The following is a 20,808-nucleotide window of genomic DNA, read 5'->3' on the forward strand; positions in this document are numbered from 1 at the left end:
CGCTGCTCAGCGGGGCTAGCGTGCTGATCGCACCGCCCGGGCCGAGCGCCCTGGCCGGTGCCGCTCCCCCTGATCCGACGAAGGAGACCCCCACGATGACCGCTCGCCGCAAGGCAGCCGGGATCGCGCTGACCGGCATCGCCCCGCTCGCGCTCACCGCGCTCACCGCGACCCCGGCCGTCGCCCACGGCTCGATGACCGACCCGGTCAGCCGGATCTCCGCCTGCTTCGCCGAGGGCCCCGAGCACCCGAAGTCCGCGGCCTGCAAGGCGATGGTCGCGGCCGGCGGCACCCAGGCCCTGTACGACTGGAACGGCGTACGGGACGGCAACGCGGGCGGCCGGTCCAAGGAGCGCATCCCGGACGGCAAGCTGTGCAGCGCCAACAGCCCCGAATACAAGGGCCTGGACCTGGCGCGGGCCGACTGGCCGTCCACGAGGCTGAAGGCGGGCGACCACACGTTCCGTTACAAGGCGACCGCCCCGCACCGCGGCTCCTTCGAGCTGTACCTCACCAAGGACGGCTACGACCCCGCCGAGCCGCTCAAGTGGTCCGACCTGGAGGCCAAGCCGTTCGTCAAGGTCACCGACCCGAAGCTGACGGGTGGCGACTACGTCTTCGGCGGCAAGGTGCCCGCCAGGTCCGGCCGCCACCTGATCTACAGCGTCTGGCAGCGCTCGGACAGCCCCGAGGCGTTCTACACGTGTTCCGACGTCGTCTTCGGCAAGGGCGGCGGTACGGGCAAGGGCGCGGCGTCGGCCCCGTCGGCCGCCGCGCCGAGCGACCAGCGGATCGCCGCGGACGCGGACAAGTCGTCCATGGACCACCCGCACCACGGCGCCCACGGCGGCGGCACGGCGGCCGGTGACGACGCCAAGGCGCCGGGCGACGGCGCCGCGGGCAACGCGGCGCGCCCCAACGGCGGCACGGCCGAGGAGGTGGACACCAAGAAGGCGGGCGCCGGACAGGCCGGTGCCCGGCAGGCAGCCGGCAGCCACCTCGCGGAGACCGGCGGCGACAGCTCGACCGCACCGATCGCCGTCGGCGGCGCGGCCGTCCTGGCGCTGGGGGCCTCGGTGCTGTTCGCGAGTACGCGCCGCAAGGCGGCCCGGCAGCGCGGCTGACCCCTCCGCCCCGCCCCCCACAGACCGCCCGCGGGGTCATCTCCCACTGGCCCCGCGGGGCACCCCCGCACAATCCCCGCACGCCCCCCACACACACCGGCGCCGCCGCTCCCTTTCCTTCACCTCAGGGAGCGGCGGCGTCACGCGCGCCCCGCTGCCGCGCCGCACTCCCCTGTGGTGCGGCGTGGCAGCACGGCAGGCGCGCCGGGACGCGGGGTGACCCACGTCGTGTCATCTCTCAGCGACCGGCGGCACCGCGGAGCTTCCCGTTCCGGCGGAGGAATCCCGGAAATCTTCGGCCGGGCCCCGCGGCAGGTGTACGGGGGCCGCCCCGCGGCGGTCCGTTGTCAGTGGGGTCCCGTACAGTCACAGGAAGTTGACCTTGCCGAACGAGGGGGAGCACCGTGACGACCAGGGAGTGGGCCGAGGGCGTGGAGGCCCGGCAGGTCGCGGAGGTCGCGTCCGAGCGCGAGCTGCGGGAGCTGATCGGCGAGCCGAGCGACCACGCGCTGTACAAGGTGCGCGATCGGCTGCACGACCTGGACCGGCAGTGGCTGGCGAGTTCGCCGTTCTGTTATGTCGCCACGTCGGACGCCGAAGGCCGGTGCGACGTCTCGCCCAAGGGCGACCCGGCCGGGTTCACGACGGTGCTGGACGACACGACGATCGCGATACCGGACCGCCCGGGCAACAAGCGCGTGGACGGCTTTCGCAACATCCTCGCCAACCCGCAGGTCGGGCTGAACTACATCCTCCCGGGCCGCGGTGACACCCTGCGCATCAACGGCCGCGCCCGGATCCTGCGCGACGCCCCGTTCTTCGACACCATGGTCGTCAAGGGCAACCGCCCGCGGCTGGTGCTGCTCGTCGAGATCGACGAGGTCTTCTACCACTGCTCCAAGGCCTTCCTGCGCTCCCGGCTCTGGCAGCCGGAGAGCTGGCGGCCCGACGCGCTGCCCTCACGGGCCCGCATGGTCAAGGGGGTCGAGGTCCCCGGCATCCCGCTGGAGCACCTGGAGGAGCACTACGGCCCGCGGTACGCGGAGCGGCTGTACGGCTGAGCGAGCTTCGCCGCGGGCCGGGCCGCCGCCTCGCCGAAGCGCTCCCGCGCCCGGTCCACGGCGGCCTCGATGCGACGCGCCTTGTCCTCGGCCGGGTCGAACGTGAGCTGCCGGGTGGCGAGTTCGGCGCGGCACAGATCCTCCGCCCGCAGCGCGACGGACCGTACGCGGGCCCGTTGCAGCCCGAGCGCCGCGTGCAGCGCGTACGCCGCCTCCGTCAGCGCGGGCCCGTGCGCGGTCGGTTCGGGCAGCCGCCGGGTGCGCGTCGTCGTGGAGCGGTCGGCGTAGCGCACGGTGAGGGTGAGCGCGCGGGCCGCCCGGCCGCTGCCGCGCAGCCGGGCACCGAGGTCGTCCGCGAGCGAGAGCAGCGCGCGCCGCCGCCGGTCCGGGTCCAGCTCGTCGTGCGCGAAGCGGTGTTCGGCGCCGGCCGAGCGCGCGGCGGCGTTCGGGGTGACCGGGCTCGGGTCGATCCCGCGGGCCTTGTCGTACACCGCCCGGCCGGCCTTCGCGCCGAGGATGCGCTGCAGGGTGGCGGGCGGCGCGGCGGCGATCCGGCCGACGCTGTCCAGCCCGTACGCGCACAGGGCGCGCGCGGTCGACGGCCCGACACCGTGCAGCGCGGCGGCCGGTTTGCGGTCGAGGAAATCCGCGACGGCGTCCCCGGGGACCCGGCGCACCTCACCGGGCGCGGCGCCCTGCGCCGCCATCCGAGCCAGCAGCGGGTTGCCGGCGATACCGATCGTGCACCGCACGCCGTACCAGGCCAGCGCCCGCAGCCGGATCAGCTCGGCGATGCCCGCGGCGTCCCGTTCGAAGTAGCGCAGCGCGCCGCGTACGTCGGCCAGCGCGGCGTCCGGCGGCAGCGCCTCGATCACCGGCGTGAACTGGCCGAGCAGCCGCAGGAGGCGGCCGTACGTCGCCTCGTCGAGCGGAGCGCCCGCGCCTTCGCCGGCCGCGCCCCCGCCCCCTGTGCCGCCGCCGTCCCCGCTCCCGTCCCCGGCGGCGCGGAACCGTACGTACAGCATCTCGGGCGGGGCCCCGGCCCCGGCGGCCGCCCCGCCCCGGCCGGTCATCCCGCGCTCCCCGGGCTGGCGTGCCACAGCTTGCGCCCGGTGCCGGCGCCTTCGCCCGCCGGGCGGAGGTCGGCCCAGGGGTGCAGCTCGTAGCCGGTCTCCAGCCGGATGGTACGGCCGGCGGCGGCCGGTTCCGCGCCCGGCCGTGGTTCCGCGCCCGGGCCCGCCCAGGTCGCCTCGGCGGCGGCCGAGCCCGCGCGGCCCGGCTCGCTGTGCACCCGGCGCGGCACCGGCTGCGGCACCGCCTGCGGGCCGGGCCCGCCGTCCGCCGCCCCGGCCGGGTCCGCCACCGCCCGGCCGTCTTCCGCGAGGCGCGCGGTGACCGCCTCCAGGCCGCCCTGGCGGCGCAGTTCGGCCAGCTCGGCCAGGTTCCAGGCGGCGGCGCCGACCACGCTGAAGCTGCGCGGCCCGCGCCGCTGGACCGTGCCGCGTACGAGCAGCAGCCAGGAGTGGAAGACCGTGTGGGCGCAGGCCTCGTGGGAATCGTCGAAGAAGGCGCAGTCGACCAGGCCCGTGCTGTCGTCGAGGGTGGTGAAGATGACCCGGCGGCCGGAGCGGATCGGCGGGGTCTGGGTGGCCGCCTTGGCCCCGGCGACCAGCACCGTCTCCCCGTTCTCGGCGTTCTCGGCGTCCCGCAGCCGCTTGGCCGGCAGCACCCCCAGCTCCGCGAGGAACTCCCGGTGGTCGCTCATCAGGTGCCGGGTGGTGTCCATGCCGAGGACGCCCAGCTCGGCGCTGAGCCGTTCGACGTCGCTCAGGTCGGGCAGCCCGGCCGGTTCGACCGCCTCGACGGGTGCGCCGGCGTCGTCCCCGGCGTCCAGGGGCAACTGGCCCGCGGCCACGCCCCGCTGTCCGCCGTGCAGTTCGGCCAGGTGCAGCAGCAGGTCGCGCCGGTTGGCGCCGAAGGCGTCCAGCGCGCCCACGCGGGCGAGGCGTTCGGCCACCGGGCGGCTGGGGCGGGCCCGCTGCCACAGGTCGGGGAGCGAGGAGTAGGGCTGCCCCTCCTCGATGCGCCGGGCCTCGGCCTCGCTCATGCCGTGCACGTCGGCCAGGGCGAGCCGCAGCCCCCAGACCGCCCGGCCGGTCCCGGCCTGCGGCTCCGGGCCGTGGTCCCCCGGCCGCCCCGGGCCGGGCGTGCCGGACACACCCTCCGCACTGGACACCAGTTCGATTCGATGGGTGACCGCCGACCGGTTCACATCCAACGGCAGCACCGGCACCCCGCGCCGCCGCGCGTCGGCCAGCAGCAGCCGCTTCGGGTACATCCCCGGGTCGTGGGTGAGCAGCCCGGCGTAGAAGGCCGCCGGATGGTGGGCCTTGAGCCAGGCGGACTGGTACGTCGGCACCGCGAAGGCGACCGCGTGCGCCTTGCAGAAGCCGTACGAACCGAACGCCTCCACGATCTCCCAGGTACGTTCGACCACCTCGGGCGTGTACCCCCGGCGGCCGGCCCGCTCCGCGAACCAGACTCGCACCTGCCCCTGGACCTCCGGCTTCGACAGCGCGCGCCGCTTCTCGTCGGCCTCGCCCCGGCCGCAGCCGGTCATGATCCGCAGGATCTCGATGATCTGCTCGTGGAAGACGACCACGCCGTAGGTCTCGCGCAGCGGCTCCACCAGGTCCGGGTGCGGGTAGCGGGCGGGTCTGCGGCCGTGCCGGGCCTCGATGAAGGGCCGCACCATGTCGGCCGAGACCGGCCCCGGGCGGAACAGCGAGATGTCGACCACCAGGTCGTGGAAGGTGGCGGGCTGGAGCCGGCCGACCAGGTCGCGCTGGCCCGGCGACTCGATCTGGAAGCAGCCGAGCGTCTCGGTGGAGCGGATCAGGCTGTACGTGGCGGGGTCGCCCGGCGGCACCTGCGCCGGGTCGTCGAGGTCGACGGTGCGGCCGGTGGCCCGCCCGATCTCGGCGGTCGCGTGGGCCATCGCGGACTGCATCCGTACGCCCAGCACGTCCAGCTTGAGCAACCCCATCTCCTCCACGTCCTCCTTGTCGAACTGCGACATCGGCAGCGGGGAGCCGCCCTCGCCGTCGCGGTGGGGGATCTCGCCGCGGGTCGGCACGACGGGGGTGCGGTCCAGCAGCGAGGCGTCCGAGAGCAGCACTCCGCACGGGTGCATGGCGATACCGCGCGGCAGCGCGTCCAGCGCCTCGACCAGGTCCCACATCGGCCCGTACCGGTCCGCGTCCACGCCGCGCAGCTCCGGCAGCTCGGCGAGGGCGGCGCGGGCGTCGCGCGCCCGGATGTGCGGGAAGGCCTTGGCCAGCCGGTCCACCTCGGCCGGAGCCATGCCCAGCGCGGCGCCCACGTCCCGTACGGCGTGCCGGACCCGGTAGGTCTCGGGCATGGCGACGGTGGCGACCCGCTCGGTGCCGAACCGGTCGAAGATCGCGCGGTAGACCTCCAGCCGGCGCGCGGACTCCACGTCGATGTCGATGTCGGGCAGCACCGCGCGGCGCTTGGACAGGAAGCGCTCCATCAGCAGTCGCTGTGCGACCGGGTCGGCGTGCGCGATGCCCAGCAGGTGGTTGACCAGCGAGCCCGCGCCCGAGCCGCGCGCGGTGACCCGGATGCCCAGGTCCCGGGTGTCCTCGACGACCTGGGCGACGGTCAGGAAGTACGAGGCGAAGCCGTGGTGTTCGATGATGTCCAGTTCGTGGTCCATCCGCTCCCAGTAGGCGCGGCGGCGGTCGTAGCCGCGCAGCACCATCCCGGCGGCGCAGCGGGAGCGCAGCACCCGTCCGGCCGTGCGGCGCGCGGCGCCGACCAGGCGGGGTTCGGGGAAGTGGACGGTGCCCAGCCCGATGTCGTCCTCGGGGTCGACCCGGCACCGCGCGGCCGTCTCCTCGGTCATCTCCAGCAGCCGTCGCGCGGTGTCGCGCCCGAGGCCGGCCGCCTCGGCGATCCGCCCGGCGGCGCGGGCCATCGCGCCCGCGTCCTTGAGCCAGCGCTCGCCGCTGTCCCGGGCCTCGGGGCGGTGCCGGTCCACCGGAACCAGGCGGCGGGCGGAGTCCAGGACGTCGGCGACCGGGCCCTGGCCGGGGTCGGCGTAGCGGACGGCGTTGGTCAGTACGGCCCGGATGCCGTGTTCGACGGCGAAGCCGAGGGTACGGGCGGCGAGCCGCAGCGAGCCGGGGCCGGTGCCGGTACGGCCGTGGTCGACGACCTCCAGGCGCAGCGCGTCACCGAACAGTTCGCGCCAGGGGGCGAGGAGCCGGGCGGCGCGGTCGGGGCGCCCGGCGGCCAGCGCGCGGCCGGCGTCGGAGTCCGGGCCGAGCAGCACGGTGACCGCGTCCGGCGCCCCGGCGCGCACCGCTTCGGTGAGGGCGGCCCAGGTCAGTACGGGCCGTGCGGGGTCGCCCGGCAGGGTGGCGGCGTGCGCGGCCGAGACCAGGCGGCACAGCATGGCCCACCCGGCCGCGCCGTCCCGGGCGAGGAAGACGGCGCGGGCCGCCGACTCGTCGATGAAGGCGCCGCCGCGCACCGGGCCGCGCCGCCGGGCCGTCCCCGGGGCGGCGCCCGGCGCCGGGCGGCCGTTCTCGGGCGCGGCCACCGCCAGTTCGGTGCCGAACAGCGGGCGGACGCCGGCCGAGGCCGCGGCCTTGGCGAAGCGGACGGCTCCGGCGAGGCCGTCCCGGTCGGTGAGCGCGAGGGCGTCCATGCCGCGTTCGGCGGCGCGCTCGGCGAGCCGCTCCGGGTGGGCGGCGCCGTACCGCAGGGAGAAACCCGAGGCGGTGTGCAGATGCGTGAACCGTGGCATCCGCGCCTCCTACCGCTCGTGCACCCCCTGACCGTTTCCGCGATCCCCCGTCGCGGTTCCACCATAACGCTTTTCTCGAACAACCGTACGAAAATCGAACAGCGCCCACCCCTGGCACTCCTCGCCCCGATCAGCCCGCCCGGCCTGCGAAGATCCGTAATGGGCCGGAAGATATGGGGCAAAAGGTCTGAGAACGAAAGACCTACTCGGCACGACAGGGTGAGGGAGTGGCACATGGCCACGGCGGACGACGGCACCCGCGGGACCCGCGGGACCCGGGACGAAGACACCCGGGACACCAGCTTCCTCGGGGAGGTGAAAGACGCGATCTCGGCCCGGGCCGCCCTGCTGATGATCGGCGTACTGGCCCTGACGGCCCTGTTCATCGCGTCGTACGCGGGCGCCTTCCACTCCCCCAAGCCGAAGGACGTACCGCTCGCGGTCGTCGCGCCCCAGCAGATGAGCGGACAGCTCGTCGAACGGCTCGACAAGCTGCCGGGCTCCCCCCTCGACCCGCGCGCGGCCTCCTCCGAGGCGGACGCCGCGCGGCAGATCAAGGAGCGGGACATCGACGGCGCGCTGATCGTCGACCCGCGCGGCAGCACCGACAAGCTGCTGGTGGCCAGTGGCTCCGGGGCCTCGCTCTCCCAGGCCGTCGAACAGGTGGTCACCCAGGCCGAGAAGGCCCAGAAGCGCACCGTACAGGTCCAGGACATCGCCCCCGCCGACCAGGACGACACCCGCGGCCTGTCCTCGTTCTACCTGGTGGTCGGCTGGTGCGTGGGCGGCTACCTGTGCGCCGCGATCCTCGCGATCAGCTTCGGCGCCCGCCCCACCAACCCCAAGCGGGCGGTCATCCGGCTGGGCGCGCTCGCCGTCTACTCGGTCCTCACCGGCCTGGCCGGAGCCGTCGTCATCGGCCCCATCCTGGGGGCGATGCCGGGCAGCCTGTTCGGACTGTGGGGCCTGGGCGCGCTGATCGTGTTCGCGGTGGGCGCCACCACCTTCGCCTTCCAGGCGATCGCCGGAATCATCGGCATCGGCCTGACCATCCTCGTGGTGGTGATCGCCGGCAACCCCAGTGCGGGCGGCGCCTACCCCTACCCCCTGCTGCCCGGCTTCTGGCGCGCCATCGGCCCCGCGCTGCCGCCGGGCGCGGGCACCTGGGTGGCCCGCTCCATCGCGTACTTCCACGGCAACGCGGTGACCGGCCCGCTGCTGGTGCTGGCCGCCTGGGCCGTCGCCGGCACCGTGCTGACACTCGCCTTCGCCGCCCGCGCCAAGGGCCGGGCGGCGATCAACCGCAGCGAGGTACGGCAGTGAGAGCCTGACCACGACGGCGGCGCCCGTCCCGGCACGGGTGGTGCCGGGCGGGCGCCGCCGCGCGTCTCACATGTGCGTACCGCCGTCGATGCGTATCTCCGTGCCGGTGACGAACGCGCCGTCCTCGGAGGCGAGCATCGCGATGACGCCCGCGACCGTCTCCGGTGGCGCGAAGCCCTCGCCGATGGCCGGCATCAGCTTCCCGAACAGGCTCATGTCGGCGTCCGCCGGCAGGCCCGGGTCGTCGGTCATGCCGGAGCGCACCGACCCCGGCGCCACGCACACCGCGCGCAGCCCCTGCTTGGCGTACTCGCTCGCGATGGCGTGCGTCATGGACTGGATGCCGCCCTTGCTGGCCGCGTACGCCGCCATGTAGGGGTGCGCGAACGCGGCGGAGGTGGAGGAGAAGTTGACCACCACCGGCGCCCGGCCGCGCAGCAGCGCGGGCAGCGCCTCGCGGATCATCAGGAAGGTGCCGGTCAGGTTGACCGCGATGATCCGGTTGAAGGCGTCCAGGCTGGTCTCGTGGGTGTGCGAGGCACGCAGGATGCCCGCGGCGTTGACCAGGACGTCCAGCCCGCCGAGTTCCGCGACGGCGGCGGCGACGCCCGCGCGCGCCGCGGCCTCGTCCGCGATGTCCAGGACCGCGGTGCTCAGCCGGCCGCCGCGGCCGTCCGCCGCGGCCCGCTCCGCGGTGGCCTTCAGCCCCGCTTCGCTGATGTCGGCGGCCACCACCCGGCCGCCTTCGGCCAGGACCCGGTGGACGGTGGCCTGCCCGATGCCCGATCCGGCCCCGGTGATCAGGACGCGGCGTCCGTCGAAGCGTTCCATGTGGCGTACTCCTGCCCTCGGTGTCCGCGTCCGCCGCGGACGACACCGGGCACCGTACGCCTGGGTGGCACGATGTGCCACTCCAGCGTGATGTGCCGCTACGTCGTACGGAGACGTAAGCTCGCCCCATGCCCACCGCACCGCGCCCCACCGCACCGGCACCCGCGCCGCCCGCCGCTCCCTCCCTCACCGAGCGGCGCAAGGCCGAGACCCAACTGGAGATCGCCCGCGCCGCGGCGGCCCTGTTCGCCGAGCGCGGCCGCGCCGTCACCGCCGACGACATCGCCCGCGCCGCCGGCGTCGCCCCGCGCACCTTCTACCGCTACTTCCGCACCAAGGAGGACGCGGTCGCGCCGCTGCTCGCCGTCGGCGTACGGCAGTGGCTCGCGGACCTGCGCCGGCTGGCCGCGGAGGCGGACGACCGGCCCGTCCGCGACGTACTGGAGCAGGCGGCGCGGCAGGCGCTGACGCCGTCCGACGAGCGGGCCGCCGAGGCGCTGCGCTGGACGCGCGGGCTGCTGCGGGTGATGCGGGACGACCCGGCGCTGCGCGCGGTCTGGCACCGGGTGCACCATGACTCCGAGGAGGGGCTGATCCCCGTCCTCGCCGGGATGACGGACGGCGGCCCGGCGGAGGTGCGGCTCGCGGCGGCGGCCGCGAACACGGCGATGCGGGTCGCGGTGGAGACCTGGGCGGCGGACGACGCGTCCGAAGCGCGCGCGGACGATCCGGCCGAGTTGGTGGTGCGGGGGATGCGCGCGCTGACGGCCGGCCTGCCCGGGCTGGACCGGCGCCGGACATGACACCGCCCGCCCGACCGGTCCCGGACGCGCCGCCGCCCGCCCGCCGGCGCCGGACATGACACCGCCGGGCCCATGACGGACCCGGCGGCAGTCGTACGGGGCGGGCCTGTCACCCGCCCCCGTCAGGGCACTTACAGCGCGCGCTCCAGGCGCTCCGCCACCAGCTTGGTGAAGCGCGCCGGGTCGCTCAGCTCGCCGCCCTCGGCGAGCAACGCCATGCCGTGCAGCAGCTCGGCCGTACCGGCGAGGTCCGCGTCGTCGGGACGCTCCGCGTGCGCCTTGCGCAGCCCCTCGACCAGCGGGTGACCGGGGTTGAGCTCCAGGATGCGCTTGGCCTCGGGCAGTTCCTGGCCCATGGCGCGGTACATGTTCCGCAGCGCCGGGGTCACGTCGTCGGTGTCCGAGACGACACAGGCCGGGGAGACGGTCAGCCGGGAGGACAGTCGTACCTCCTTGACCTCCTCGCCGAGCCGCTCCGTCATCCAGGACAGCAGCCCCGCGAAGTCCTCCTGCCGCTTGACCCGCTCGGCCTTGTCCTCCTCGGACTCCTCCTTCGCGAGGTCCGCCTCGCCCTTGGCGATCGACCGCAGTTCCTTGCCCTCGAACTCGGGGACGGTCTCGACCCACACCTCGTCGACCGGGTCGGTCAGCAGCAGCACCTCATAGCCCTTGTCCCGGAAGGCCTCCATGTGCGGCGAGTTCTCGATGGCGGTACGGGACTCGCCGGTCATGAAGTAGATGTGCTCCTGACCCTCCTTCATGCGCTCGACGTACTGCTGGAGGGTGGCCGGCTGCTCCGCGTCGTGGGTGGTGGCGAACGAGGCGATACGCAGGATGGCGTCGCGGTTCTCGTGGTCGCTGAGCAGGCCCTCCTTGACGACCCGGCCGAACTCGCCCCAGAAGGTGGCGTAGTTCTCCGGGCGCTGCGTCATCATCTCCTTGACGGTGGACAGCACCTTCTTCACCAGCCTGCGGTGCATGAGCTGGATCTGGCGGTCCTGCTGGAGGATCTCGCGGGAGACGTTGAGCGAGAGGTCCTGGGCGTCCACGACACCCTTGACGAAGCGCAGGTACTCCGGCAGCAGCGCTTCGCAGTGGTCCATGATGAAGACGCGCTTGACGTAGAGCTGCACACCGCGCCGGTGCTCGCGCGCGAACAGGTCCTGGGGCGCGCGGGAGGGCAGGAACAGCAGCGCCTGGTACTCGAACGTGCCTTCCGCCTGCATCCGGAGGGTTTCCAGCGGGTCGGACCAGTCGTGGCTGATGTGCTTGTACAGCTCGTGGTACTCCTCGTCGCTCACCTCGTCCCGGGAGCGCGCCCACAGCGCCTTCATCGAGTTGAGCGTCTCGGGCTCGGCGGCCTTGGCGCCCTCGCCCTCGGCGTCCTCCTCCTGCTGCTCGGCCGGGGCCTCGGGGGCCATCCGGACCGGCCAGGTGATGAAGTCGGAGTACCGCTTGACGATCTCCCTGATCTTCCAGCGGGAGGTGTAGTCGAAGAGCTGGTCCTCCTGGTCCACCGGCTTGAGCCGCAGGGTGACCGCGGTGCCCTGCGGCGCGTCCTCGACCGGCTCGACGGTGTACGTGCCCTCGCCGGTCGACGACCAGCGGGTGCCCTCGCTCTGCCCCGCGCGACGGGTGACCAGCGTGACCTCGTCGGCCACCATGAACGCGGCGTAGAAGCCGACGCCGAACTGGCCGATGAGCCCCTCCGCGGTGGCCGCGTCCTTGGCCTGCTTCAGCTCCTTGAGGAACGTGGCGGTGCCGGAGTTGGCGATCGTCCCGATGAGCTGGACCACCTCGTCGTGCGACATGCCGATGCCGTTGTCGCGGACGGTCAGCGTCCGGGCCTCGCCATCGGTCTCGATCGCGATGTGGAGGTCGGAGACATCGGCGTCGAGCGACTCGTCGCGCAGTGCTTCGAGGCGCAGCTTGTCCAGCGCGTCGGAGGCGTTGGAGATCAGCTCGCGCAGAAAAACGTCCTTGTTCGAGTAGATCGAGTGGATCATCATCTGCAGGAGCTGGCGTGCTTCTACCTGGAACTCGAACGTCTCGGTCGGCATATGTGTCAATTCCTTCTCGTGTCACCAGGTGACGGGCTTCCCCAGAACTGTAGATGAGCCGGTCAGGCCGTATGCGCGCTTCCGCGCACGACCGTACGGACCGACCGCACGGACGACCGTACGGGCGGCGGCGCGGACGACGACCGCCGCCCCCTCCCGCCCCGCCGCGCCCCCCTCTCCGCGCACCGTCGGCAGCCGCACTTCGGCCATTAGCGGCGAACCCCCACGAGTCTCCTGAACCCCCGCACACAACGGGAGTTGGCCGCTTTTCGCCGCACCCACGGCCCGGCCGGAACCCCGCGCCCCGGTTGTTCCCGCTGACCGCGCGGCATAGCACACATCACGTACCGAAACGCCCGTCGCATCACTTCGCGCCACCACACAGCGTTTTCAACCAACGACTGGAAGTCACCGATCGATGTGCTTTCCTGATGCGCCTCGGTCAGACTCCTCGTGTCCGGCATTCGAGACGACAACCGAAGGAGAGTTCGAAAATGCGGTACATCACTGGGGGGATCGCGCTCGGCGCGGCGCTCGTGCTCGGCGGCCTGGCCACCACGGCCCAGGCGCAGCCCGCGACGCCGAAGAGCCTGTACGCACCCTCGGAGTTGGTCCTCACCGTGGGGTACGGGGACAACGCCGCTACGGCCTCCATCCAGCGCGCGGTGTCGCTGAGCTGTAGCTCGTCCGGAACCGGTACGCACCCGATGGCGCGTGCCGCATGCACCCAGCTCCGCACCGCGAACGGGAACTTCGACGCGATCACCAAGTCCGCGTCGGACCGTATGTGCACCAAGGAGTGGAACCCCGTCACAGTCACCGCCAACGGTGTCTGGCAGGGCCGCCGCGTCGCCTACGAGCACACCTTCGCCAACCCCTGCACCATGGAGGGCGGCAAGGGCCTGGTCTTCGAGTTCTGACCGGGCGGTGACCCGCTGAACGGCGCGGCCGTCGGCACCTCGCGGCCGCACCACCGGCCGGCCCCCGGGCATCCGCAGGGATGCCCGGGGGCCGCTGCCGTTCCGGTACGGGGCCCCGACGGACCGCCGGCGCGCCGCGGGCGGCCATCCGGCCCGCGCCCGGCGGACGCCCGCCGCCCCCGCACCCCCACGGCCCGCGCTGCCGCCCCGCCCCCTCCACGGGACGGCAGCGCGTGGGCCCTCGCGCCGCTCCGCCGGAACGGCACGGCGCGCGCTCCCCGGCACTCGCCGGATTCTTTTCGGCCACGGGGCTGATGCATCATTAGAGCCAGCCGCACCGGGCTTGGCAAATCCGTTCCGGCGGGTGAACGGGAAAAGCCGGGAGGGGAATTCGGGAAGGGGCTCCCGACTTCCTGAAGTCGTCGCGACCCACCCCGGTGAAACGGCCCCATACCGGACATTTGGCGGCCACTTTCCCGAAAAGCGGCACGCCTGAGAGGTGTCTCACACCTCCTTCGATTGGGCTGGTCACATGACATTCTCGTCAACCTTTCAACGGCGCGTGGCCCTTCGTGAAAACGATTCCCTGGGGGCCCGGACCCTCACCCGGAGGGGAGCCACCACCAGCCCACCGCACTCCGCCCGCCCGGCATCCACCGGCCCGGCGGTATTTACACAGGCTCCTTTCCTAATTCTTTTGCGTGCCGTCTCCACGCGGAAAACGGCAAACGGCCCCCGGCGGCAATTGCGTCCGGGGGCCGTTCCACTACGGAATGACCGTGCTCAGGGCGTCGGTGTGGGCGCCGGCCTGGATCAGCCGATCTCCGCGCCGACCGCCTTCAGGGCAGCCGGGACCGGCTGGAAGTAGGTCTCGCCGCCCGAGGAGCAGTTGCCGCTGCCGCCCGAGGTCAGGCCGAGGGCCGACTCACCGTCGTAGAGCGCGCCACCGCTGTCACCGGGCTCGGCGCAGACATCGGTCTGGATCAGCCCTTCGACCGTGCCCTCCTGGTAGTTGACGCTCGCGTTGAGCGCCTTGACCGTGCCGTCGTGCACCTGAGTGGTGCTGCCGCTGCGCGTGACCTTCTGGCCGACGGTCGCCTCGGCGGCCTTGGTGATCTTCTGCGGGCTGCCGCTGTAGGTGTTCACCTCGCTCGGGTGCGCGGTGTCCGCGGTGTACTTGGCGATCGCGTAGTCACTGCCCGGGAACTTGGAGTCCTCGGTGGCGGCGATCTCCTGGCCGCCCTGCTTGTCCGACCACGACTTCACGGCGTTGCCGCAGTGCCCGGCGGTCAGGAAGTAGGGCTGGCCGCCCTTGACGACGTTGAAGCCGAGCGAGCAGCGCGAACTGCTCCCCCAGATCGCGTCACCGCCGGCGATGAACGGGGTGAACTCGCCCTTGCTGTGCCGCAGCGTGGCCTTGCTGCCGAGGCCCTTGACGACCTTGCTCAGTTTGTCGAGCTTCGCGCCCGAGACCGTACGGTCGGCGGTGACGACGATCTTGTTGCTGCGCGGGTCCATCGCCCAGGCCGTGCCGGGGATGGTGGCCTGCCGCTTGAGCGTCAGCCGGGCCGCGTCGAGCTGGGCGAGGCTGTGCCGGACCATTCTGGCCTCGGCACCCTTGGCCCGTACGGCGGCGGCCGCCTTCCGGTCGACGACGTTGACGACCAGCTTCTTGGCCGCCGCGTCGTAGTACGAACCGGCCGCGTGGCCGTTGAGCTGGGACGCGAGTGCGGTGGCCGCGGCGGGCGTCAACTGCTTCGCGGCCGGGCCGTCCGCCGCGTTGGCGTTGGCCAGGGTGAGCGTCGCGGTGGTCGCGAGGGCCAGCGCGCCCGCGCCGGCCAGCACTGCGCGCCGCTGAGAATTCCGTCGGTGCTTCAACTCACAGCCTTCCGTGGGGGGATGGGCCGCGGTGTGTGGGGGGCCGCGGGCCCGAAGGGTGTTGAGGAACAGACACGGAACGGGAAATACCTGCGCAGCCTGCCGCAGGAAGTCGCGTCCATGCCAATGCGCGATTTCGAGTATTCCGATTAACGCTGCTCGCGCACAAGACCGAGATCCGGTCTGGCGAACGGGGCGCGGCCGACCGGCCGTTCGCCTCGCGTTCCGATATCCGCGCACGTCGTTTCCCTGTGCGGACACCAAACGAACACTTTGGAGTGGCCGGGAACGGGCCTCAGGTACGGTCTATACCTGTCCGAAAACCGATGCTCCAGGCCGGACTTCACCCACCGGAGCCGGTCCGCCCCGCGGAAGATTCAGCCCGGCGAGGGACGTCTTTCGCACACCAGGACAGTCTTTCCGCCTCCGGGAATCACCGCTCCCGTGTCAGGGAAGCTGCTCAGCCTCCGGCAACTCCTCCAGCACGGCAGCCGCTTCGGCACCCGGCGCGGTTCCGGTCAGCGGGCGGGGCTCCGGTGCGGACGCCGGCCCGGACTCCGGTGCCGCTTCCCGCGCCGCCCCGGCTCCGGGCGCGGTACCCGCCGTCCCGGCTCCGGGCGCGGTCTCCGGCCGGGCTTCCGGCGCGGCGGCGGGCCCCCGCCGCTCGTACGCCTCCGTCTGCGCCTGCGCCTGGAGGCCGGAGCGTTCCAGGAAGCGCAGCAGCTCCACCGGGAACGGCAGCACGAGCGTCGAGTTCTTCTCGGCGGCGACCGCCACCACCGTCTGCAGGAGCCGCAGTTGCAACGCGGCGGGCTGGTCGGACATCGCCTGGGCCGCCTCGGCCAGCTTCTTGGACGCCTGGAGTTCGGCGTCGGCGTTGATGACCCGGGCCCGCCGGTCGCGGGTGGCCTCCGCCTGGCGCGCCATCGACCGCTTCATGGTCTCCGGCAGCGACACGTCCTTGATCTCCACCCGGTCGATCTGCACGCCCCAGCCCAGCGCCGGACTGTCGATCATCACTTCCAGTCCCTGGTTGAGCTTCTCCCGGTTGGAGAGCAGGTCGTCGAGGTCGCTCTTGCCGATGATGGAGCGCAGCGAGGTCTGGGCGACCTGGGACACCGCGAAACGGTAGTCCTCGACCTTGACCACCGCGTCGGCGGCGTCCACCACCTTGAAGTAGACCACCGCGTCCACCCGGACCGTCACGTTGTCGTGCGTGATGCCCTCCTGCGCGGGCACCGGCATCGTGACGATCTGCATGTTGACCTTCCGCATCCGGTCGACCAACGGGACGATCATGGTGAAGCCCGGCTGTCGCGCGGCCGACGTCAGTTTGCCCAGCCGCAGCACGACCCCGCGTTCGTACTGCTTGACCACCCGCGCCGCCGCCGCCACGTACACCGCGCCCACCGAGACCAGCGCGACCCCGGCCGTCACCAGTTCCTCGACCATCACGGCCCCCTGCCGTATGCGCCTTTGTCCGAGTCCGTGCGTCCGCACCACGGTATGACCGGTCCCGGCAGTGGTCGAGGGTGCGCGTCGGCCTCGCCCGGAGGCCGCGGACGGGCCCCCGCCCGCGGGTGCGGACGAGGGCCCGGGTGCTGCCGGCTGCGTGGTGGGGCGAGCGGGGCCGTCCGGGCGCGGTACGCCGGGACCGGACGGCCTCGGGTGTCAGTAGATGCTGACCCCGTACGCGCTGATCGCTTCGGTGACCGGCTGGAAGTACGTGGTGCCGCCGGAGGAGCAGTTGCCGCTGCCGCCGGAGGTCAGGCCGAGCGCGGTGCTGCCGGCGTACAGGGGGCCGCCGCTGTCGCCGGGCTCGGCGCACACGGTGGTCTTGATCATGCCGTAGACGACGTCGCCGTTGCCGTAGTTGACGGTGGCGTTCAGACCGGTGACCTTGCCGCTGTGGGTGCCGGTGGTCGAGCCGCGGCGGGTGACCGTCTGGCCGACGGTCGCGTTGCCGGCCCGGGAGATGTCCTGGCCGCCGACCGTGCCCTCGTGCGGGACACTGGTGTTGCTGTACCGGACCAGGCCGTAGTCGTTGACGGGGAAGCTGGAGCCGGCGGTCGGGCCGATGCTCGTGCTGTGCGAGGAGTTGGTGTACCAGGGCGGATTGCCCTCGGTGCAGTGGCCCGCCGTGAGCAGGTAGTACGTACTGCCCTTCTTGACGTTGAAGCCGAGGGAGCAGCGCCAGCTCGTCGCGTAGATGGCGTCGCCGCCGGAGATCAGCTTGCGCAGCACGCCGGGTATGCGTTCCACCTTCAGCGCACCGGCGTTGGTGCCCGCGGCCTGCTTGATCCTGTCGAGCTGGGCCGGGGTCACCCGGCTGTCGGCCTGGACGACGACCTTGCCGGTCCTGTGGTCGACGACCCAGGCGGTGCCCGCGACGTCCGCGGCGCGTACGGCGTCGCTCACGGCGGCGAGCTGGGACGCGCTGAACGTGGTGGGCGGGGCGGGCGTGGTGGGCGGGGCGGGTTCGCCCGCGTGGGCGGTCGGCAGGGCCATGGCGCCGATCGCGGCCAGACCGGACGCGACGGCGATCAGCCGGCTGCGTCTCGCGATGCCGCTGCGGGGGGTAGTGCGCTCGTACCTCACTGCTACCTCCGAGGGGATCGGTGGACCCGCCTGTGGGCAGGTCCGTGTGACGCCGCCCGGTGGGTACGCGGGACTCCGCACGTCCCTTCGACGCGTACCCCGGACAGCGCTGCTCGGGAGTTTCGGGGGCCCGGCCCGCCCGCGCAAGGGTGCCTTTCGGACGCGCGGTCGGCACCCGTACACACAGCCGCCCCGGCAGCACCAACGGGCGCTGCCGGGGCGGCTGTCGACCCCCTCGGTCAGGCTGGGGCGGCTCAGCGCGTGATGCGGTTCCGCTCGCCCGCGCGCAGCGCGATGGGCAGCGTGTTGCCGGGCGGCGGGAAGGGGCAGACGAAGTGGTCGGCGAAGGCGCAGGGCGGCAGCAGGGTGCGGTTGAGGTCCACCGGCACGGTGCCGTCGTCCGCCGGGGCCGGCGTCCGCAGGAAGCGGAAGCGGTAACTGTCCGTGCCGCTGGTGGCGTCGGCGAGGACGGCCCACAGCGTGCCGTCGGCCTCGACGGCGACCTGGAGGGTGTGCTCGTCGCCGTCGAGGGTGAAGGCCAGTTCACCGGCGAGGCCGAGGCCACGCTCCCGCCCGTCGGCGTTGGGGACCCGTACCGTGCGCGCCGCGCCGTAGGGCCGGAACAGCCCGGGCCGCACCCAGCGCCCGTCGTAGGGGAAGACGTCGATCCCGCCGAAGGTGCGCCGGGCCTCGGAGGCGGGGTCGAAGACCCGTACGGCCCACTCCCCCTCGCGGCGCAGCACCGGCAGTCGCCGGCCGTCGTGCGCCACCCGGGCCGTCGCGGGGGCGCCGTCCGCGCCGAGCCGTACGGTGCCGTCCAGTGGGGCCCCGTCGACGGTCAGCCCGTCGGCGGCGGCCGCGCGCAGGAGCACCGCGTCGCCGTCCGCGCTCCAGTGGCCCGGTACGCCGTCGAGGTGGCCGTCGGGGAAGCCGGCGAGCCAGTGTGTGGCGGTCAGCGCGAGCGGGCCGTACGGCAGGGCGATCTCGGCGGCGCGCTGTTCGTGCCAGGCCTGCCACTGCTGCTCGGCCTGGCTGCTGGTGCTGGTGGTGCTCATGCGGTCAGTCCTTCCCTACGGTACGTACCGGATCCGGCGGCCCCCGATGAGAGCGCGACCTCGTGCCCGCGTATTCCGTCCGCAGGACGCCGTGCCCTTGGAGCAGCGGCCCCGCCCGGTCAGCGAACGCGCACCGCCGCACGGCCCCGGCGGTGCAGATTGTCGACAAAGCGCGGTACGCGTACTGCCGGGCCGGCGGCCGTCCCGGTCAACGCCGCGCCTCGCCCCTGCGGCCGGCCGGGTTCACCTGACCCCCCGTACGGGGCGGAACGGGACGCTGCCCGCACACGGGCGGTTCACATTCCGTCCGGTTTGGATGCAAGGACGATCGGGTACCGGTCGGCCACTGGACGTTCCGACACTCGATGTGACAGCCTTCACACGGTCAGTTCCCGCGACTCTCCCCAGTTCTGACGCCATGCCACCCTCTTTGCACCAGATGTGTCACGAACCCCCCGTGCGGCGGCTATCCACTTGGCAGAGCATCCGCATCATGGACGACGATAGAGGTGCGGACACACAGACCGCGGGTGAGAGGAGGCGTCAATGGGATCGGTACGCAAGGCAAGCGCCTGGCTGGGCCTCGTCGACGACAACGATGACGAGCGCTACTACGACGACGACTACGCCGAGGGGTCCGAGCCCGGCAGCACCGGGAACAACAACCCCTGGGTGACCGACCCGCGCGTCCAGGTCGCCGATGAGAACGCCCAGGACCAGGGCACCCGCATCGCCACCGTCACCCCGGAGGGCTTCGGGGACGCCCGCGGCATCGGGGAACTCTTCCGGGACGGCATCCCCGTCATCGTCAACCTGACCGCGATGGAGTCCTCCGACGCCAAGCGGGTGGTGGACTTCGCGGCCGGGCTGACCTTCGGGCTGCGCGGCTCCATCGAGCGGGTCGCCACGCGCGTCTTCCTGCTCACCCCGGCCGACTACCGGATCCTCAACGGTGAGCCCGGCCGGCGCCGCGTCGAGGGCGGCTTCTTCAACCAGAGCTGACGTACGGGCCGACGCGTCGTTCCGGCCGGGGCCGGGGCGGCCGACGCCCCCGGCCCCGGCCGGTACCGCTCACCGGAACGCGTCGAGGCCGGTGAGCGCCTTGCCCAGCACGAGCTGGTGCATCTCGACGGTGCCCTCGTAGGTGAGCACCGATTCCAGGTTCGTCGCGTGCCGCATGACCGGATACTCCAGCGAGATCCCGTTCGCACCGAGAATCGTGCGCGATGTACGGCAGATCTCGATCGCTTCCCGAACGTTGTTGAGCTTGCCGAAACTGATCTGTTCCGGCCGCAGCCGTCCCGCGTCGAAGCGCCGCCCCAGATGATGGGCGAGCAGCACGCCCTTGTGCAGTTCCACGGCCATGTCGGCCAGCTTCGCCTGGGTGATCTGGAAGCCACCGATGGGCCTGCCGAACTGTTCACGGGTACGGGAGTAGTCCAGCGCCGCCTCGAAACTGGCCCGCGCCGCGCCCATCGCGCCCCAGACGATGCCGTACCGGGCGTGGCCCAGGCAGCGCAGCGGGCCGCCCAGCCCCTTGGCCCCGGGGAGCATCGCGTCGGCGGGCAGCCGCACCTCGTCCAGGACCAGTTCGCTGGTGACCGAGGCCCGCAGCGACCACTTGTGCCGGATCTCGGGCGCGGAGAAGCCGGGGGTGCCGGCCGGCACGAGGAAGCCGCGGATGCCCTCGTCGGTCTGCGCCCAGACCACGGCGACGCCGGCCACCGATCCGTTGGTGATCCACATCTTGCGGCCGGTCAGCACCCAGTCGCCGCCGTCCCGCCTGGCGTGGGTGCGCATGTCGCCCGGGTCGGAGCCGTGGTCCGGCTCGGTCAGGCCGAAGCAGCCGATGATCTCGCCGGACGCCATGTCCGGCAGCCAGCGCTGCTTCTGCTCCTCGGAGCCGAAGCGCCGGATCGCGTACATGGCGAGCGAACCCTGGACGGAGACCAGGGAGCGGATGCCGGAGTCGGCCGCCTCCAGCTCCAGGCAGGCCAGGCCGTACTGGACGTGTGAGGCGCCCGCGCAGCCGTAGCCGGTCAGCGCCATGCCGAGGGCGCCGAGGGAGCCCAGTTCGCGGGCCAGATCCCGGATGCCGGGCAGCTCGCCGCGCTCGTACCAGTCGGCGATGTGCGGCAGGATCCGGTCGCCGGCCCACCGGCGGACGGTGGCGCGTACCGCCCGGTCCTCGTCGGAGAGCAGGTCGTCGAGGCCCAGCGGGTCGGCCGCGTCGAAGGGCGGGAGCTGCGGGGACGGGGGTGCGGACATGGCGGGGCCTCCGGTAGCTGCGCGCGCACAAAAACTAGCGGTGTTAGTTATCC

General features: G+C 73.0%; 15 protein-coding genes. 6 read left to right on the plus strand and 9 right to left on the minus strand.

Going from position 1 to position 20,808, the window contains the following annotated elements:
- Positions 1-95 precede the first annotated feature (95 nt).
- A complete protein-coding gene (locus ACH4EB_RS13235) occupies positions 96-1,124 on the plus strand; it encodes a lytic polysaccharide monooxygenase (RefSeq protein ID WP_398347517.1) in 1,029 nt (342 codons plus the stop codon).
- A 404-nt stretch (positions 1,125-1,528) separates the two neighbouring features.
- On the plus strand, positions 1,529-2,185 hold the full coding sequence (locus ACH4EB_RS13240; RefSeq protein ID WP_398347518.1) for a pyridoxamine 5'-phosphate oxidase family protein: 657 nt from the start codon (positions 1,529-1,531) through the stop codon (positions 2,183-2,185).
- Here the strand turns inward: ACH4EB_RS13240 and ACH4EB_RS13245 are convergent.
- Both ACH4EB_RS13245 and ACH4EB_RS13250 read right to left on the minus strand, forming a co-directional pair.
- Positions 2,149-3,258 carry a DNA polymerase thumb domain-containing protein gene (locus ACH4EB_RS13245; RefSeq protein WP_398347519.1) on the minus strand — a complete coding sequence of 370 codons (1,110 nt, stop codon included), beginning with the start codon at positions 3,256-3,258 and terminating at the stop codon, positions 2,149-2,151. The two genes, ACH4EB_RS13240 and ACH4EB_RS13245, sit on opposite strands and share 37 nt — an antisense overlap.
- Positions 3,255-7,019 carry a DNA polymerase III subunit alpha gene (locus ACH4EB_RS13250; RefSeq protein ID WP_398347520.1) on the minus strand — a complete coding sequence of 1,255 codons (3,765 nt, stop codon included), beginning with the start codon at positions 7,017-7,019 and terminating at the stop codon, positions 3,255-3,257. Before ACH4EB_RS13250 ends, ACH4EB_RS13245 begins: the two co-directional genes overlap by 4 nt.
- Positions 7,020-7,253: 234 nt before the next feature.
- Between ACH4EB_RS13250 and ACH4EB_RS13255 the strand changes: the two genes are divergently transcribed.
- Positions 7,254-8,342, plus strand: a complete 1,089-nt coding sequence (locus ACH4EB_RS13255) for an ABC transporter permease (protein ID WP_398347521.1) — start codon at positions 7,254-7,256, stop codon at positions 8,340-8,342.
- Between the two features lie 66 nt (positions 8,343-8,408).
- Here the strand turns inward: ACH4EB_RS13255 and ACH4EB_RS13260 are convergent, their stop codons facing one another.
- A complete protein-coding gene (locus tag ACH4EB_RS13260) occupies positions 8,409-9,173 on the minus strand; it encodes an SDR family NAD(P)-dependent oxidoreductase (protein WP_398347522.1) in 765 nt (254 codons plus the stop codon).
- 128 nt (positions 9,174-9,301) lie between these two features.
- On the opposite strand from ACH4EB_RS13260, the gene ACH4EB_RS13265 reads away from it, so the two are divergent.
- On the plus strand, positions 9,302-9,976 hold the full coding sequence (locus ACH4EB_RS13265) for a TetR family transcriptional regulator (protein WP_398347523.1): 675 nt from the start codon (positions 9,302-9,304) through the stop codon (positions 9,974-9,976).
- 131 nt (positions 9,977-10,107) lie between these two features.
- Here ACH4EB_RS13265 and htpG read toward each other — a convergent pair whose 3' ends face one another.
- Positions 10,108-12,036, minus strand: a complete 1,929-nt coding sequence (htpG, locus tag ACH4EB_RS13270) for a molecular chaperone HtpG (protein WP_398347524.1) — start codon at positions 12,034-12,036, stop codon at positions 10,108-10,110.
- Between the two features lie 494 nt (positions 12,037-12,530).
- Between htpG and ACH4EB_RS13275 the strand changes: the two genes are divergently transcribed.
- Complete coding sequence (locus ACH4EB_RS13275) at positions 12,531-12,956, plus strand: subtilase-type protease inhibitor (RefSeq protein ID WP_398347525.1); 426 nt, start codon at positions 12,531-12,533, stop codon at positions 12,954-12,956.
- 813 nt (positions 12,957-13,769) lie between these two features.
- Here ACH4EB_RS13275 and ACH4EB_RS13280 read toward each other — a convergent pair.
- The 4 genes from ACH4EB_RS13280 to ACH4EB_RS13295 form a co-directional block, all read right to left on the minus strand.
- Positions 13,770-14,834 carry a S1 family peptidase gene (locus tag ACH4EB_RS13280; RefSeq protein WP_398347526.1) on the minus strand — a complete coding sequence of 355 codons (1,065 nt, stop codon included), beginning with the start codon at positions 14,832-14,834 and terminating at the stop codon, positions 13,770-13,772.
- Positions 14,835-15,281: 447 nt separating this feature from the next.
- Positions 15,282-16,286 carry a slipin family protein gene (locus ACH4EB_RS13285; RefSeq protein WP_398347527.1) on the minus strand — a complete coding sequence of 335 codons (1,005 nt, stop codon included), beginning with the start codon at positions 16,284-16,286 and terminating at the stop codon, positions 15,282-15,284.
- Between the two features lie 219 nt (positions 16,287-16,505).
- Positions 16,506-17,432, minus strand: coding sequence for a S1 family peptidase (locus ACH4EB_RS13290; RefSeq protein WP_398347528.1), 927 nt, complete (start codon positions 17,430-17,432; stop codon positions 16,506-16,508).
- Positions 17,433-17,686: 254 nt separating this feature from the next.
- Positions 17,687-18,487 (minus strand): DUF1684 domain-containing protein, encoded by an 801-nt coding sequence (locus ACH4EB_RS13295; protein WP_398347530.1) that lies wholly within the window; start codon positions 18,485-18,487, stop codon positions 17,687-17,689.
- Positions 18,488-19,033: 546 nt separating this feature from the next.
- On the opposite strand from ACH4EB_RS13295, the gene ACH4EB_RS13300 reads away from it, so the two are divergent.
- On the plus strand, positions 19,034-19,489 hold the full coding sequence (locus ACH4EB_RS13300) for a cell division protein SepF (RefSeq protein WP_398347531.1): 456 nt from the start codon (positions 19,034-19,036) through the stop codon (positions 19,487-19,489).
- Between the two features lie 69 nt (positions 19,490-19,558).
- Here ACH4EB_RS13300 and ACH4EB_RS13305 read toward each other — a convergent pair whose 3' ends face one another.
- Entirely contained in the window at positions 19,559-20,755 is a 1,197-nt protein-coding gene (locus ACH4EB_RS13305; protein WP_398347533.1) for an acyl-CoA dehydrogenase family protein, read from the minus strand.
- Positions 20,756-20,808 lie beyond the last annotated feature (53 nt).

This window comes from Streptomyces sp. NPDC018045 (assembly GCF_044327445.1).
In the GTDB taxonomy this organism is placed as follows: domain Bacteria; phylum Actinomycetota; class Actinomycetes; order Streptomycetales; family Streptomycetaceae; genus Streptomyces.

Bases quoted from the DNA above. Each gene is read 5' to 3' on its own strand.
- ACH4EB_RS13305 (WP_398347533.1), bottom strand. From the start codon at position 20,755: ATGTCCGCACCCCCGTCCCCGCAGCTCCCGCCCTTCGACGCGGCCGAC.
- ACH4EB_RS13235 (WP_398347517.1), top strand. From the start codon at position 96: ATGACCGCTCGCCGCAAGGCAGCCGGGATCGCGCTGACCGGCATCGCC.
- htpG (WP_398347524.1), bottom strand. From the start codon at position 12,036: ATGCCGACCGAGACGTTCGAGTTCCAGGTAGAAGCACGCCAGCTCCTG.
- ACH4EB_RS13255 (WP_398347521.1), top strand. From the start codon at position 7,254: ATGGCCACGGCGGACGACGGCACCCGCGGGACCCGCGGGACCCGGGAC.
- ACH4EB_RS13275 (WP_398347525.1), top strand. From the start codon at position 12,531: ATGCGGTACATCACTGGGGGGATCGCGCTCGGCGCGGCGCTCGTGCTC.
- ACH4EB_RS13245 (WP_398347519.1), bottom strand. From the start codon at position 3,258: ATGACCGGCCGGGGCGGGGCGGCCGCCGGGGCCGGGGCCCCGCCCGAG.
- ACH4EB_RS13300 (WP_398347531.1), top strand. From the start codon at position 19,034: ATGGGATCGGTACGCAAGGCAAGCGCCTGGCTGGGCCTCGTCGACGAC.
- ACH4EB_RS13285 (WP_398347527.1), bottom strand. From the start codon at position 16,286: ATGGTCGAGGAACTGGTGACGGCCGGGGTCGCGCTGGTCTCGGTGGGC.
- ACH4EB_RS13250 (WP_398347520.1), bottom strand. From the start codon at position 7,019: ATGCCACGGTTCACGCATCTGCACACCGCCTCGGGTTTCTCCCTGCGG.
- ACH4EB_RS13295 (WP_398347530.1), bottom strand. From the start codon at position 18,487: ATGAGCACCACCAGCACCAGCAGCCAGGCCGAGCAGCAGTGGCAGGCC.
- ACH4EB_RS13260 (WP_398347522.1), bottom strand. From the start codon at position 9,173: ATGGAACGCTTCGACGGACGCCGCGTCCTGATCACCGGGGCCGGATCG.
- ACH4EB_RS13265 (WP_398347523.1), top strand. From the start codon at position 9,302: ATGCCCACCGCACCGCGCCCCACCGCACCGGCACCCGCGCCGCCCGCC.